Genomic DNA, 13,810 nt, shown 5'->3' with positions numbered 1-13,810 from the left:
CCACGACCTACTCCAGGTGGAGAGCGCTCAAACGCGGCAGTCGGCGAACCATCTCGTCTCGGTCATCGAAGTCGAAGTCCCAGGCAGGGTCCAGTTCCGGGTATCGGATGGTGAAGGCGTCGGCAGGAAGCTGCTCACCGGTCGCGATGATGTGGGCGTTCCAGGCGATGCTCAGCACCCCCTCATCCTCCAGGTCCAGGCCGTCTGCCACGGAGGCCTGCACGATGGGCAGTTCTGCGAGCGCATCCGGATCAGCAATCGTGCGTTCGAAGACCTCACGCCCCTGTGCGATCAGCCATCCGCGGAAGTAGTCGAAGCCGTCGTCGGAGCATCCGCCGTTGGTGACGTAGGCAGCAGCCCACAGTGAGTTCGTGTAGGAGTCGGCCATCAGGTCCCACAACACCTGCTGAGCGGCGACGATCTCCTCGGCGGGGCGGTTGGCCAGCAGGGAGGTCGTCCCGCGAGCGACCACTTCACTCCCGTCCGGGTCGAGCGCGTGCTCGCGGGCTGCCGCGATGAGCTGCCAGAACTGCTGTTTGTTCATGGTGGCAGAGCATGCCACCTGGTACTGACAGCGCACCGGTCCCAGGAATCGAGTATCACGCTGGACCTGCGCTGAGGCCTTCTGAGCACAGGGACTCGTGTGCGAGGTCATTTGCCATGGGCAGACTGTGGTGTCCATGACGGATCAAGAAGGAGTGAACGTGGGACGGATGAGGAGAGCTCTGGCGGTGGCGGCGCTGGCGGCGTCAGGGCTAGCGGGTGTGGGGGCGGTGCCTGCCGCCGCGTCAACCGATGTCTTGTTGCCCCACCCTGGTCCCGAGGGCTTGGTGTGGGTGCCGGAACGCACCGGAGATGGCGGTGTCGTGTCGGGGGGCGCGTGGGAAGGGCTGCCGACCGTACTCACCGTGGCCTGCGAGGGCGGCGGGCACGTGGGGGTGACGATGGAGTCGCAGCAAGGGCAGGTGGCCGCGTTCTCGGTCGATTGTCCGGCCGGAGATGCCGGGGTGGGCTCGGTAACGATGGAGGCCGGCGTGGTTCGTCCGGGATCCTTCTCTGTGGCTGTAGACGCTTCGGCCGAGTCGATCAGGTGGGCGCTGACCGTGACACAGCCGGAGTAGCCCTCTGCCGTTGCGTGGTCACCCGCCCGCGGGCGGGTGACCACGCATCGGCGCTCGGACCCGGACCCCCGGTACCTGCTTAACCCGCCCGCCAGGTCAGCGTCTTCGCGCCGTTGCCCTCGCCCTGGAACGACACCATCGCCGGCTTGTCGCCCTTCGGAAGCAGGTGGACGGTGCACAAGGTCAGCGCGGAGTTCGGCTCGAGGCGGGTGTTGGGGATGCTGCCCCGGCATTCGTCGATGCCCTCGCCCGCCCCGGTGTTGGAGAAGGAGAGGTCGAGCAGCGCCAAGGGCTGGACATCGCGGCCGCCGGCGCTGCGCAGGCTGACGCCGTCGTCCATGGTCGGCAGGAGCTTCTCCGTACCGGCGTTGCGGTACGCCAGGGTCACGTACCAGGGCACCATGTTCTTCTGGGTGTCGCTCAGTTCGTAGTCGCCCAGGTCCTTGAGGCTCCCGGCGCGCACGCTCTTCGGGGTGACACGGATCGGCACGGCGCCGGACTTGGTGGTGACGTTCTCGTAGGTCGAGTCGGCGGTCGTGCCCGCGGCCAGCAACCGGCCCCCGTTGTCATCGCCCTTGCCGTCGCCGACCTTCCACAGAAGGGTGTCACCGGCCTCGTCGGCGTACGCGACCGCGGCGGGCTCGTGCCCCTTGGGAACCAGCACCAGCCGACAGACCTTCGCCGTGGCGCCGGCCGCCACAGAGGCGGGACCTGCCTTGTCACAGTTGTCAGGAAGGGAGGAACTCGATCCGGTGGCAAGGGAGTTGGAGTTCCACAGGAAGACCGCCTTGCCGGGCGTTCCGTCTGCGAGGGTGACCGTGAAGTTCGCCTCCGGGTCCGGCTGTTCCAAGGGCGCCGAGCCGGTGTTGGTGTAGGAGACGGTCAGGTAGTACGGGACCATCCCCTTCAGGTCCGCGTCCAGCTGTACGCCTTCCAGGTCCGCCGCCGTCCCGCGCGCGAGTCGGCTGGGCGCGAGCCTCAGCTGATGCGTCGCACTCCGGTCGGACCACGTCGCCTTCCGCGCCGTCGACTCGACCGGTAGTGCCGTGGCCGCTTTGCTCGTTCCCTTGCCGGAACCCGAGCCCGTCCCCCCGCCGGAACCGGCCGAGTCCGAGCCGCCCGACCCGCACGCCGTGACGACCAGCGCGAGCACGCCAGTCCCCGCGATGCCGGCCAAAGTTCTGCGCGTCCGCATGTACATCCCCGTGAATTCTCGTTGTTCCGTTCGCAACGCGATCAGCTTACTTGTGCAGAGATCGGCCAACGGTCGCCCCAGGTTCTGTGTGACAGATGATCACCACCGGACAACCCCGTGACCCGATCAATGGCCTTGCCGCGGTGGTGCGGGGCCAGCGATGCTGGGCTGATGCCAGGACAGCGGAAGAGGAAACGTCAGCAGCAGGACGCGGGGCAGCGGGCTGCCATGCGCACGGATCCCGCCACGGGTCACTGGCAGGTGATCTTCGAGACCCGGAACGAGTCGGAGTGGCACGCTCACCTGCGGCGCCTGCGTGCCGGGGCGAAGGAAATCGACTGGGCGACGACTCGGATCGACACCCTCTGCGGACGTCTGGTGCACCCGACCACCTACCGGCTCAGTCGCTTCGTTCCTGGCCCTGCGCGCGATCCCAGCGGAGACCACCCTGGAGGCGGAATGCCCGCCACAGACCCGCACGCCGCGGAGACCCACACTCGAGCGGCAGGTCAGGCTTAGGGGTCTTAGCCACGGCGGCCCCTCTATGCGATCGTTCGCCCATGAGTAGCGACTACGACCGCATCCGCGCCGGCATCGAGTTCATGACCGCCTACGTGTCAGGAGATGACCTGCTGTCGGAGTACGTCGCCGAACGGCGACGCGAGGACCCCATGGCGACCGAGGCCCTCATGGACGGTACCGCCGCCCTGTGCGCGCAACTGCTGCGCACGATGGCCCGGATGACCGGGAAGAGCGAGCACGACATCCTGCAGGAGCTTGCCCGTGGGACCCACCGGCATGAACAGCAGTCCGGCGACTGACACGCTCCGAACAGCCGGCGGAGTGACCTGACGCCGGCCGCAGTTCCGGCCGGGTTTCCGTCTCCTCGGTCATCCGCCGGCCGGAGCGCTTGTCGGTGTGTCCCGTCATGGTGCCGTCAGCCTTCCGCCCGGAGGCGTGTGGCCTGCAGCGTTCCCAAGCCGTGAGAAGTGACCGGGTGGCCTGGGACAGCGCGTTCATAGGAGCGCGACACCAGGGGCGGCCAGGCATCGTCGCTGTAGGCATGGAGGTGGGCCGTGTCGATGCCAGACCGCATCCCCTGGTACGGGGCTGGAGTCCGTCAGGGCGGCATTGGGACACATGGCAACTCGCTTAGGGGTCCTTTCACTATGCCCGTCCGGATCACTGTCAGCGCGTCCACGCGTTCGACGCGAAGCCCGAGACCATAACGGAGTCCGCCCAGGACCTGTTCTGAGTTGAGGTCACGGGAGGGCTGGAAGGCTGCGTAACCAGAGGGTGGACCCGCGCAGGTGGAGTCCTGCGGCATAGCTCTCGGGTGTCTTGTCATAGCGGGTGGCCAGCCCTGAGGCGGCCTTCGAGACGCACGCCGTGTCGCCGGTGCACGCGGAGGTCACCAAACGCCTCCGCGGACTCTGCGTCGCGGGGACGGAGGCGTACCGGCTCGACCTGGTCGCCGGGAAGGGTCTCCCGCGGCCCCTGGAGACAACTACGCGTCCCGCCCGTCAGGCGCCGCAGGCCCCGTTTCCGCCGAGGCTGATCATGGCGCGGTACAGCTGCTCCTCGGTGAGCGGCGGCGCCGGTAGCGGGTGGGCGCGGTCGGTTCGGAAGCCGTCGAGCAGAAGGTAAAGGTGGCGGCGCCAGGCGTCCGGGGCGATGGCGTGGGTGGCCTCGGTGACGCGGCTGTGCGACCAGATGACGAAGGCAAGGTCCTCGGGGGTGAGGTCGGGGCGCAGGCTGCCCTGCTCCTGCGCACGCTCGACGATGTGTACACCGAGTTCGCGGATGCGGGTCTGGACGCCCGCCAGGCAGGCGCTCTCCGGCAGCCGCATGGAGGCCAGGTCGTTGAACCCCCGGTCCTGTGACTGGAGTTCGCACATGGTCTCCAGGAAGTGGCACAGCCCCGCCCAGGCGTCATCCATGGTGACGGCCTTCTCGGCGGCCTCCCGCCAGGCGGCCAGCTTCTCGGCGAAGGTCGCCTGCACCAGGTCCAGCCGGGTGGGGAAGTGCCGGTACAGCGTGCCGATGGCCAGCCCGGCTCGCTTGGCCACCTGCTCCAGAGGCGCCTCCAGGCCCTGCTCGGCGAAGCAGGAGCGGGCCGCGGTGAGCAGGGCCTCGCGATTGCGCTGCGCGTCGCGCCGCAGGGGGCGGACAGGGGCCGGGTTCCCGGCGGAGGCGGACGGAGGGTCGATGGCCATGTCACTCAGGCTACCAACCGGAGGAGTGCCTCATGTTCTCTGCTACGCTCCAGAACATGAGGCTACCCTCGACTTTCAGTCCTGGCCGCTGTCGTGGCGGGAGATGCCCCTCATCCGTCCAGCCCGTCCGACCACAGGAGCACCACCCATGCCCGTCATCGCCGTCATCGGGGCAGGCCCAGGCCTGGGCCTGTCCATCGCCCGCCGCTTCGGAAGGGAGGGTTTCCAGGTCGCCCTGGTCTCCCGGACCCAGGACAAGCTCGACGCGCTCGCCGCGCGGCTCGCCGAGGAGGGCATCGAGGCCGCGGGCTCCGCCGCGGACGTGACGCGTCCCGACTCGCTGCAGTCGGCGCTCGCCGCGGTCGCCGACCGGTTCGGGGCCGTCGATGTACTGGAGTACTCGCCCGCCGACCCCACGTTCGCCGGTGCCGCCGCCGTCGACGCCACGGCGCAGGACCTCCACAAGCAGCTCGACTACTACCTGTACGGAGCGGTTGCCGCGGTCCGTCAGGTGCTGCCCGCCATGCTCGAACGCGGCAGTGGAACGCTGCTGTTCTCCACGGGCGCCTCCTCGGTCCGGCCGCGGGGCGGCGCGTTCGGCAGCGTCGGCGTCGCGGCGGCGGCCCTGCGCAACTACGCCATGGCCCTGGGCGTCGACCTCGCCGAGCGCGGGGTGCACGCCGCGCACGTGGCGATCGGGGTGTTCATCGGCAGCGGTCCCGGCACCGAGCCCGAGACCATCGCCGAGCACTACTGGGACGCGTACACCAAGCGCGACCAGGCCGAGATCGTCCACACCGTCCCCGGCGGCATCAGGTGAGCACCTCCGGCACGCCCGCGGCGAACACGGCCAGGCCACCCTTGGTGAAGATCTTCCGAGCCGCCAACAAGGTCGTACGGCCGCTGCTCGCCTCCCGCTTCCACAAGCCGCTGAGCGGGCGCCTGATGCTGCTCACGTACCAGGGGCACAGGACGGGTCGCCAATTCACGGTCCCCATCGGCTACTTCGACTGGGATCCCGGCACGGTGCTCGCCATGTCCTCCCAGCTCGGCTGGATCCCCAGCATGCGCGAAGGGTCCGCCGTCCGGCTGCGCATCCGGGGCCAGGACCACGCCGCCGTCCCGACGGTAGTCGAGGACCCCGAGGAAGTCGCCGCCCTGCTGGGTGAGTTCGGCCGGCGCAAAGGGCCCAAGGCCGCCAAGGGGCTGATGCTCGGGCTCCCAAGCGACCGGCAGCCCACCGACGACGAGCTACGCACGGCCGCCGCGAAGACCCGCTTGGTCTGCTTCCGGATGGAGCCCGAGCGGCCGGGCCGGTAGCACTCGACCGGCTGATGCGGTCGACGGAGGCCCTTCCCGCCCGCAAGCACTCCAACTATGAGCGCCAGGAGCGGATCATCACCGAGGCCCTGGCCGAACGCTGGCTGGGCCGGTCGTGCAGCCCTTGCTCGCCTTCTGCCCGCCAGCGGCGGACCCACTTGTGGGCCGTGGCGCGCGAGATGCCCATCTCGGGCGCGACATGCGCGATGGGGCGACCTGCGCAGACACGTTCGACCAGCAGCCGCCTGCCGTGAACGGTCAGCCGGGCATTACGGTGGGACACGAAGACCTCCGTGCGGTGCAGTCCTAGACAGCTCCACCACACCGGAGGTCTTCGCCATGATCAAGCCCGGCGACTGTCAACAACGCTCGTGATCAATACACCTAGCAGCCCGCCTCGACGCCGCTGTCCACGAACGAGTCGATGTTGATCGAGTAGCCGGCCCCGGTGGTGAGGTCGGGGCGGCTTCCGTGTCCGTCCTCCGCGAGGAGCTCGGCGGTGAGGAAAACGATCTGCAGGACCATTTCCTCTCTGGTGAAGCACAGGTCGTCGGGCAGGGCTTCAGGGCCCGGCTTCCACCCGTCCCGTACCGCCGCCGCCCGGTAGTGCGCGGCGACTTCGGCCTGCGAGCCGGGGAAGGCGTACGTCCGGCCGGCATAGACCGAGACATCGCCGCTGTCCGCCCAGCAGCCGGCGTCAACCTCCTCGAAGCCCCGGGCGACCGTGGCCAGGGCGGGGCGGGAGTCGAGGATGTCGAGCGCCGCCACCTCCTTCACCCGGTCTTCGGTCCCCTCGCAGTCCTTGGTGAGTTCCAGCAGCGCGCAGCCGGTGAGCGTTCCGGCCGCGAGAGCGGTCGACAGGAGCAGGACTGTCGGGCGGGCTGTCGGGCGGGTGGTACCTGTCCGCAGAGGCAAAGCGGGCTCCAGGTGAAGGCCGGGGCGGAGGGAGGCGGGGATCCGCCCGACAGAAGAGTTGCCGGTGCCCGCTCCGGAGTGGGCACCGCCCAGTTCTACCAAGCAACCGTCGCCCGCGCATCGTTCAGCCGGTTCTGGTGACGGACACCGACCTCCACAGCCGTGGACCGAGGCGTGATCTGTGGGAGCGCGTGACCTGCGGGAAGGGGCCCTAGTCCTTGATGGCGGGTTCCGACGCGACGCCCGGACGCGTCCCTGGGGCGGCCGGCTGCCGTGCCTCACGCCTGCCCAGCGCCACCAGGGTCAGGGTCACGGTGACCGATCCGGCCGCCATCAGCGTCATCGCCGTGGCCGGGGAGGTCAGTTGGGCCAGCGTGCCCGCGAGGACGGCGCCGACGCCCTGCAGGGCGGCCATGCCGGTGGCGTGCAGGCCGAGGGCCTGGCCCGCGAGGTCGTCGGGGGTGAGGGACATGAGGCGTTCCTGCAGGACCAGGCTCGCGGCGAAGCCGACGGAGGCGACGGTGACCGCCACGGCTGACAGCGCCACTCCCGGCCGTAGGACGAAGAACAGGTACGGAGCCGCCAGCAGCAGGCGTAGCGGGGTCGCGAGACGGGTGCGCACCGCGGGCGGTACCAGGCGGCCCACCGCCATGTCGCCCACGAACATGCCCAGCGCCCCGAACGCGTACAGCGTGCCGGCGGCTTGGGGGGCGTAGGAGACGTAGAGCGAATCGCCGCCGACGATCAGGCCGTTGGGGACCCACAGGCCCAGGTAGGTCAGGCGGCGTGGGCGTGAGGACCACAGGAGGGCGTTGGTGCGCCAGGTCGCCGAGACGGACGGGCGGCCGGAGGAACGTGGTGGGCGGGCCGTGAGCCCCAGGCGGGTGACGATGGCCGACATCAGGTACAGCGCCGCCGCGAGGAGCAGGCAGGTCCGTGGGGACAGGAGCGTCAGCAGTGCGCCGCCCGTCGCGAAACCGGCCATCTGTGTCAGGCCCCAGAGCATGTTGGACACCGAACGGCCCAGGACATAGCCCTCCTTGGACAGGATGTCGTTCAGCAGGCCCCCGCGCACTCCCCCGCCCAGCGATGCGACCAGGCCCTGCAGGAGTACGACGGCGAAGACCCCCCAGACCGGCAGGCCGGGCAGCGCCAGGACCGCCGTGCCGACCGCGAAGACGAGGGCGAGGCCGGACAGGCTCGCGCGCGGGGGCAGACGGTCGGCGCCCGAGAGCAGGAACGCGCCTCCCAGCAACTGCGCCAGCTGCGGGCCGAACATGCTCACCGCCGACAGGAACGGGGAGCCGGTGGCCCGGAAGACCAGCGTGGCGAGGGCCAGGCCGCCGATCGTCTGGGCCGCGGCGAAGGCGGCGAAGGAGAGCAGATACGGGGTGAACTCCGGGGTGCGGAACAGGGATCGGTAGCTGCGCATGGGTCGAAGTATCGGAGCGGCCCAGCGGCCGTGTTTACTGTTTCGCCGACACGCGAAAGGTCGTACGCATGGGCTTGTGGCAGATCGACACCGACACCCTCGCCCGCAGTCGGTTCGTGCTCTCGCCGTTCGCCGAGACCTTCGCGAGCCTGAAACTGCTGCACGCGGGGACCGGCGCCCATCCCGGCGAGGAGGCCTGGCTGCGCGCCCATCTGCCGGGCTACCGCGCGCGCCTCGCCGCCGACCCGGTGGCCGCGCTGCTCGTGCAGGCGGCACTCGGCACGTCCTGGATCGCCGACTTCTTCTGCCCCACCTCGTGCGTCGGGGAGCGCTTCGAGGAGACCGTGGCCCGGGTACGGGCGGCCGGGGCCGGGGAGGCGCGGGCCAACCTCCGCGTGTCCCTCCGGGGCCCGCTCCCCGCCGCCCTGGAGCGGGACGACCTGCCCGAGCGGGCGACCGCGCTCCTGACCCACGTCTGGGAGGAGACCGTACGGCCCTACTGGGAGCGCCGACGGCGCGTTCTGGAGGCCGACGTCGTCGCGCGGACCGCGCGGGTGGGCCAGGGAGGCTGGGCGGCCCTGCTGGACGAGCTGCGGCCGTGGACGCGGTGGCTCGGGGAGAACCGGTTCCAGGTCAACCCGCACCCGTATCCCCCGCGGGAGGTCGCCGCCGGAGCCCAGCTGCTGTTCATGCCGGTGACGACGGGGGCCGGGTGGGTCTCGTGGGAGGGCCGGGAGCGGTACGCCGTCGTCTACCCGTGTCTCGGTGTGCTCGCCGAGGACCACGACCGGCGGCCCGTCCCGGCCGGGCTCGGGGCGCTCATCGGGACCTCACGGGCCGGATTGCTGGTGCTGCTCGGGACTCCCATGAGCACGACGCAGCTGGTCGCCGTGACGGGGCAGGGGCTGGGGTCGGTCGGGCGGCATCTGCGGGTGCTGCTGGACTCCGGGCTGGTAGGGCGGCGACGGGCCGGGCGGTCGGTGCTGTACGTGCGGACGGCGGCCGGCGAGGTGCTCGTGGAGGCGTCGGGAGCCGGCGCCGGAGGCCGGTGACCCGTAGGGCCGGAGTCGGGGCTGCCCCACGTCCAACCGTCGCCCTCGGAGTCGTGGAATCCCTGACCGCCCGCACGGCCTTCGCCCTCACTGCCCACCAACTCGCGGCCGTCGCCCGCACGTCGGTCGAGTCGTCCGGCGCCCCACGCGACCTGATCGGCGATGCCGTCCAGCGGATCGACGCCTGGCTGCATGCGGAGTTCACCGTCGCCGACCCTGTCGGGGACCATCGACGTCTGAGCCGACATCCAGCAGCGTCGGCCGCGTCGGACCCCGGCACTCCGACCAGGCCGCCGGGCAGGTCGCCCGCGCAGCTGCGGTCTCGGCCCGTACGAGTTCAGCGGCAACCTCGTTTCCCGGCCGGTTTCTTCGGCGGGTCGTTCGATGAGGATGGATACAGCGGACCTCTTCGGTCCTAGGATCGGACCATGAGCAGGACCGACCGCGCCAGCCGGGTGATCGCGGCTCCACCGACGACCGTCTACGGCGCACTCCTCGACCGGGAATCGCTCGAGGCCTGGCTACCGCCGGACGGTATGAGCGGGCGGATCGAGCGGTGGGATCCCCGGCCCGGTGGCGGGTTCCGGATGGTCCTCACCTACCTCGACCCCACCGGCAGCCCCGGCAAGTCCTCGGAAGCGACGGATGTCGTCGACGTCGGTTTCGCGGACCTGGTGCCACCGGAGCGCGTGGTGCAGCGGGCGGTGTTCGAGGCAGACGACCCGTCGTACGCGGGCACCATGACGATGACCTGGTACCTCGCTGCCGCCGGAGACGGGACCGAGGTGACCGTCACCGCCACCGACGTGCCACCCGGCATCGACCAGGCGGCCCACGAAGCCGGCATCGCCTCCTCGCTGGCCAACCTGGCGTCGTACATCGAAGCAGCCCGCTGACCCGAGCCGGCCGCGCGACAGGGCCCCGTTCCGACGCAGGGTGCGCAGCGGGCCCGGCTCAGAGGTGTCCGACGTACGTGGTACGAAGTCGGACGGGAAGGTTCACCGGGCAACCGGACACCAGGCAACCGCACGACAAGGGAGCGTCCAGGCCATGGGAACCGCTGTCCACGTCCCCCAAACCCGGGACATGATCGGAGAAGAGCTCTCCGGCGACGAAGCGTTCACCGCGCTGCGGCACTACGGAGGGCTGCGGCTGCTGACCGATTCCTTCGTCCGGTTCCGTTACGCGGACGGCTTCACCAACGCACGCGCGCTCGCCTTCCAGGTGGTGCTCGGTCTGGTGCCCTGCACCGTGGCGCTCGTCGGGCTGGCCACCTCGGTGCACACGGAGGGGGCGGGCCGGATCATCGAGCTCACCCTCGGGCGGATCGTGCCGGGTGCGAGCGCGGACGTCGTCGAGGACGCCTTCGACGGCACCCGGCGCACCGCCGACGGCGACGTGTGGAGCACGCTCGCCCTCTGGCTCGGTCTGGCCTTCGCGCTGCTGAATCTCGCTTCGGCCATGGGGCAGATCGAGCGCGGCGCCAACCGCATCTACGGCATCGAGCGCGACCGTCCCTTTCCTCGCAAGTACGCCAGGGCGCTGGTCCTGGCGCTCTCGGCGGGGCTTCCCCTGGTGCTGGGCTTCGTCGTGCTCGTCGCCGGTGAGGCCGTCGGCGCAGCGGTCGCGGAATCCGCCGGCCGGGAGGACGGCGGGCCTTCGTGGTGGGGCGTGCTCGACATCCCGGTGGGACTCGCGCTGGCCTGGGTGGCCTCCGCCGTGATCTTCCGGTGGTCGCCCCGCCGCGTGCAGCCGGGCTACACCTGGCTGGCCTTCGGCTCGGCCATGCACCTCCTGCTGTGGGTCTCGGCCACATGGCTGCTCGCGCTCTATGTCGAGAAGAGCGGTGCCTTCGGCGCCGTGTACGGGCCGCTCACCGCTTTCATCGCACTGCTGCTGTGGGCCAACCTCACGGCCGTCGCGCTCTTTCTCGGCATCGCGTTCGCCGCCCAGCTCGAAGCGGCCCGTGCCGGCATCGAAGCGCCCGTGCGTCCGGATCCCGGCCCGGGTGCGTGATGCGTCCTTCTCCCGTCCGGGTGGGGACGCCCCACTGGGCCGTCCTCCGTGGCCGGCTCGGGACGGCGGATCCGCCCTCAGGCGCTGAGGGCGGCGCGCCTGATCGCGTCGAGCGCGCGCGTCACGTCGTCGTCGGTCGTCGACCAGTTGCTCACCGAGATCCGCATGACGCGCCGGCCTTTCCAGGTGGAACCGCTGATCCACGCCGTGCCGTCGTCGAGCAGCCGGGTGAGTACCCGTTCCGTGCGCTCGTCGTCGCCGAACTCGGCGCAGACCTGGGTGAACACCACGTCGTTGAGGACTGTCGCGCCGTCGATCCCGGCGATGCCCGTGGCGAACGCGGAGGCGTGTCGGCACAGCCGCTCGACGAGGCCGGCCACACCTGACCGGCCGAGGGACCTGAGTGCTGCCCACACGGTGAACGCCCTGCCGCGCCTGGAGAGCTCGGGGACCTTGTCGATGGGGTCGCCGTGTGCGTCCTGGATGAGGTAGTCGCCGTGCAGGCCCATCGCCGCCCGGATCGCGGACGGGTCGCGCACGACGGCGAGGCCGCAGTCGTAGGGGACGTTCAGGGTCTTGTGGGCATCCGTCGCCCAGGAGTCGGCGTTCGCGCAGCCCGCCGTCAGGTGGGCGTGGATCGGGGAGGCGGCCGCCCACAGTCCGAAGGCGCCGTCGACATGCACCCATGCATGCGCCTCTCGAGCGGCACGGATCGCCTCGACGAAGGGATCGAAGGCGCCGGAGTGGATGTCTCCGGCCTGAAGGATCACGATCGTGGGGTCCTGGCCGCCGGCCGCCAGGGTGTGCCGAAGGGCCTCGGGCTCGATGCGTCCTTGATCGTCCGCCTTCACCGGTTCGGGTCTGCCCAGTCCCAGGTAGCGCAGCGTCAGGTCGATGGCCATGTGCCGGCTCTCGCCGACGACGACGCGTACGGCCGGGCCGCCTGCGAGTCCGTCGCGGGCGATGTCCCGGCCGACGCGCCGCAGCACCGCGTCGCGCCCGGCGGCGAGACAGGTGAAGTTCGCCATCGTGGCACCAGTGGTGTAGCCCACGGCGCTGCCGCTGGGCAGGCCGAGCACATCGAGCAGCCACGCGCTCGCGATGTCCTCCGCCGCCGTGTACGCGGGCGAGACGGCACGCATCACGCAGTTCTGATCCCAGGCACTGACCAGCCAGTCCGTGGCCAGCGCGGCTGGCTCGGTGCCGCCGACCACGAAGCCGTAGAAGCGGCCGCTGGGAAACGCGGTCAGCCCCGGTTCACAGGCCGTGACCAGCAGGTCGACGACGTCGGCGGGCGCGCTGGGAGCGTCGGGCAGCTCGGCACCGAGCGCGCGCACGATCTCGTCGACCGAGGCGCGGGCGGGAACCCGGCGGTCGGACAGGCTCGCCAGCCAGCGGATGGCATGGCCGTATGCCTGGCGGAGCGCCGTCTCGCGCTCGTCCATACCTCGGACTATGGGACAGTCGCCGCGACGGCGCAAGCCGCGATGTGCTCGACCGCTCCCCCGGCCTGAATCCATCACCGAACAGCAGCGGAATGCATGCTTCACACATCCGGCGACGGCTCCCGCGTGGCTTCGGGCCGGACGCGTGCCCGGGAACGGGAACGGGAACGGGAACGGGAACGGCCTAGACCGGTTGCCGGATGCTCTCGATGATGCGGGCGAAGCCCTCCTCTCCATGGCCCGCGTCGATCTGGCGTTGGATGAGCCGCTGGACCGTGGCGAGCAGCTCGGTGCTGATGCCCTGGTCGGAACTGGCGGCCAGGAGATGACCGAGGTCGGAGAACCGGAGGCTCTGTTGCCCTTCGACGGTGTAGTCCCCACCGTCGATGACTTCGGCGAAGCCTTCGAAGGCGCTGGTCATGGCAGTCAGCCAAGGTGTGGCCCGAGCGGCGAACTCGCCCGCCGTCACTCCCGCCGGGGCGACCATGGCGGCGCCGTGCATGAATCCGGCGAACATGACGTACATACCCGCGAGCAGGGCGAGGTCGTACAGGGACGCCAGTCCGGCATCCTCACCGAAGTAGGTGCTGGTTCCCCACAGGTCGAGCAGCGGCTTGTTCTCGCTGAAGACCTCGGCGGATCCGCTGTAGAGGATCGATGCCCCCGGCTGGCCGATCATGTGCGGTACGGCCATGATGCCGCCGTCCAGATACGCGGTCCCGGCCTGGGCGGCCCAGGCGGCCAGCTCCCGCGACTGGGCCGGTGACGTCGTGGTCACGTTGACCAGGGTTCGTCCGGCCAGCTCCTCGGAGAGCGGATCGAGCACCTCGTGGACCGACGCGTGGTCCAGCAGGCATACGATCACCAAGCGGCTGGAGCGGACCGCGTCGCCGGCCGTGGCAGCGGCCTTGGCGCCCCGCGCGACGAGGTCGTCCGCTTTCCCCGGTGAGCGGTTCCAGACCGTGGTCGCGTATCCGGCCTTCACCAGGGCGCCCGCGAGAGCGCCGCCCATCGCCCCGAGCCCGAGAACACTCACGTGGACGCCGTTGTTGGTTGTCATTTCTGGGATTCCCCCTCGTGTTCGTCGTTCGACTGAAT

General features: G+C 70.4%; 13 protein-coding genes and 1 pseudogene. 6 read left to right on the top strand and 8 right to left on the bottom strand.

Features of this window, described 5'->3' with window-relative positions; genetic code table 11:
• Positions 1-7: 7 nt before the first annotated feature.
• Both ACZ5XS_RS28960 and ACZ5XS_RS28955 read right to left on the bottom strand, forming a co-directional pair.
• A complete protein-coding gene (locus tag ACZ5XS_RS28960) occupies positions 8-544 on the bottom strand; it encodes a DUF4240 domain-containing protein (protein WP_468656152.1) in 537 nt (178 codons plus the stop codon).
• Between the two features lie 656 nt (positions 545-1,200).
• Positions 1,201-2,316, bottom strand: coding sequence for a hypothetical protein (locus ACZ5XS_RS28955; protein ID WP_468656150.1), 1,116 nt, complete (start codon positions 2,314-2,316; stop codon positions 1,201-1,203).
• Positions 2,317-2,876: 560 nt separating this feature from the next.
• Here ACZ5XS_RS28955 and ACZ5XS_RS28950 point away from each other — a divergent pair.
• Positions 2,877-3,137 carry a hypothetical protein gene (locus tag ACZ5XS_RS28950; protein WP_217238459.1) on the top strand — a complete coding sequence of 87 codons (261 nt, stop codon included), beginning with the start codon at positions 2,877-2,879 and terminating at the stop codon, positions 3,135-3,137.
• A gap of 702 nt (positions 3,138-3,839) precedes the next feature.
• Here the strand turns inward: ACZ5XS_RS28950 and ACZ5XS_RS28945 are convergent.
• Entirely contained in the window at positions 3,840-4,532 is a 693-nt protein-coding gene (locus ACZ5XS_RS28945; RefSeq protein WP_468656148.1) for a TetR/AcrR family transcriptional regulator, read from the bottom strand.
• A gap of 148 nt (positions 4,533-4,680) precedes the next feature.
• On the opposite strand from ACZ5XS_RS28945, the gene ACZ5XS_RS28940 reads away from it, so the two are divergent.
• Positions 4,681-5,352, top strand: coding sequence for an SDR family NAD(P)-dependent oxidoreductase (locus ACZ5XS_RS28940; RefSeq protein ID WP_468656146.1), 672 nt, complete (start codon positions 4,681-4,683; stop codon positions 5,350-5,352).
• Between the two features lie 44 nt (positions 5,353-5,396).
• Positions 5,397-5,852 (top strand): PNPOx family protein, encoded by a 456-nt coding sequence (locus tag ACZ5XS_RS28935; RefSeq protein WP_468656144.1) that lies wholly within the window; start codon positions 5,397-5,399, stop codon positions 5,850-5,852.
• Between the two features lie 100 nt (positions 5,853-5,952).
• Here ACZ5XS_RS28935 and ACZ5XS_RS28930 read toward each other — a convergent pair.
• The 3 genes and pseudogenes from ACZ5XS_RS28930 to ACZ5XS_RS28920 form a co-directional block, all read right to left on the bottom strand.
• A pseudogene (locus tag ACZ5XS_RS28930) lies at positions 5,953-6,135 on the bottom strand (helix-turn-helix domain-containing protein); the annotation flags it as partial.
• A gap of 101 nt (positions 6,136-6,236) precedes the next feature.
• The gene (locus ACZ5XS_RS28925; RefSeq protein WP_468656143.1) at positions 6,237-6,767 is read right to left on the bottom strand and encodes a hypothetical protein; all 531 of its coding nucleotides are present in this window, start codon (positions 6,765-6,767) and stop codon (positions 6,237-6,239) included.
• A 211-nt stretch (positions 6,768-6,978) separates the two neighbouring features.
• Positions 6,979-8,199, bottom strand: a complete 1,221-nt coding sequence (locus tag ACZ5XS_RS28920; protein ID WP_468656141.1) for an MFS transporter — start codon at positions 8,197-8,199, stop codon at positions 6,979-6,981.
• Between the two features lie 68 nt (positions 8,200-8,267).
• Between ACZ5XS_RS28920 and ACZ5XS_RS28915 the strand changes: the two genes are divergently transcribed.
• The 3 genes from ACZ5XS_RS28915 to ACZ5XS_RS28905 all read left to right on the top strand — a co-directional run bounded on the left by ACZ5XS_RS28915 (position 8,268) and on the right by ACZ5XS_RS28905 (position 11,267).
• Positions 8,268-9,251 (top strand): ArsR/SmtB family transcription factor, encoded by a 984-nt coding sequence (locus ACZ5XS_RS28915; protein ID WP_468656139.1) that lies wholly within the window; start codon positions 8,268-8,270, stop codon positions 9,249-9,251.
• A gap of 428 nt (positions 9,252-9,679) precedes the next feature.
• On the top strand, positions 9,680-10,147 hold the full coding sequence (locus tag ACZ5XS_RS28910) for an SRPBCC family protein (protein WP_468656137.1): 468 nt from the start codon (positions 9,680-9,682) through the stop codon (positions 10,145-10,147).
• 154 nt (positions 10,148-10,301) lie between these two features.
• The gene (locus tag ACZ5XS_RS28905) at positions 10,302-11,267 is read left to right on the top strand and encodes a YihY/virulence factor BrkB family protein (protein ID WP_468656135.1); all 966 of its coding nucleotides are present in this window, start codon (positions 10,302-10,304) and stop codon (positions 11,265-11,267) included.
• A 77-nt stretch (positions 11,268-11,344) separates the two neighbouring features.
• Here the strand turns inward: ACZ5XS_RS28905 and ACZ5XS_RS28900 are convergent, their stop codons facing one another.
• Positions 11,345-12,712 (bottom strand): pyridoxal phosphate-dependent decarboxylase family protein, encoded by a 1,368-nt coding sequence (locus ACZ5XS_RS28900; RefSeq protein WP_468656133.1) that lies wholly within the window; start codon positions 12,710-12,712, stop codon positions 11,345-11,347.
• A 184-nt stretch (positions 12,713-12,896) separates the two neighbouring features.
• A complete protein-coding gene (locus ACZ5XS_RS28895; protein ID WP_468656131.1) occupies positions 12,897-13,772 on the bottom strand; it encodes an NAD(P)-dependent oxidoreductase in 876 nt (291 codons plus the stop codon).
• Between the last annotated feature and the right edge of the window lie 38 nt (positions 13,773-13,810).

Source organism: Streptomyces sp. NPDC033131 (assembly GCF_055578365.1).
Note: the sequence above shows the minus strand (reverse complement) of the source record. Positions and strands in the feature narration are given on the sequence as shown.

Excerpts from the sequence above, each read along its gene's own strand:
- ACZ5XS_RS28920 (WP_468656141.1), bottom strand. The coding sequence starts at position 8,199 with ATGCGCAGCTACCGATCCCTGTTCCGCACCCCGGAGTTCACCCCGTAT.
- ACZ5XS_RS28915 (WP_468656139.1), top strand. The coding sequence starts at position 8,268 with ATGGGCTTGTGGCAGATCGACACCGACACCCTCGCCCGCAGTCGGTTC.
- ACZ5XS_RS28945 (WP_468656148.1), bottom strand. The coding sequence starts at position 4,532 with ATGGCCATCGACCCTCCGTCCGCCTCCGCCGGGAACCCGGCCCCTGTC.
- ACZ5XS_RS28900 (WP_468656133.1), bottom strand. The coding sequence starts at position 12,712 with ATGGACGAGCGCGAGACGGCGCTCCGCCAGGCATACGGCCATGCCATC.
- ACZ5XS_RS28955 (WP_468656150.1), bottom strand. The coding sequence starts at position 2,316 with ATGCGGACGCGCAGAACTTTGGCCGGCATCGCGGGGACTGGCGTGCTC.
- ACZ5XS_RS28960 (WP_468656152.1), bottom strand. The coding sequence starts at position 544 with ATGAACAAACAGCAGTTCTGGCAGCTCATCGCGGCAGCCCGCGAGCAC.
- ACZ5XS_RS28895 (WP_468656131.1), bottom strand. The coding sequence starts at position 13,772 with ATGACAACCAACAACGGCGTCCACGTGAGTGTTCTCGGGCTCGGGGCG.
- ACZ5XS_RS28905 (WP_468656135.1), top strand. The coding sequence starts at position 10,302 with ATGGGAACCGCTGTCCACGTCCCCCAAACCCGGGACATGATCGGAGAA.
- ACZ5XS_RS28910 (WP_468656137.1), top strand. The coding sequence starts at position 9,680 with ATGAGCAGGACCGACCGCGCCAGCCGGGTGATCGCGGCTCCACCGACG.
- ACZ5XS_RS28950 (WP_217238459.1), top strand. The coding sequence starts at position 2,877 with ATGAGTAGCGACTACGACCGCATCCGCGCCGGCATCGAGTTCATGACC.
- ACZ5XS_RS28940 (WP_468656146.1), top strand. The coding sequence starts at position 4,681 with ATGCCCGTCATCGCCGTCATCGGGGCAGGCCCAGGCCTGGGCCTGTCC.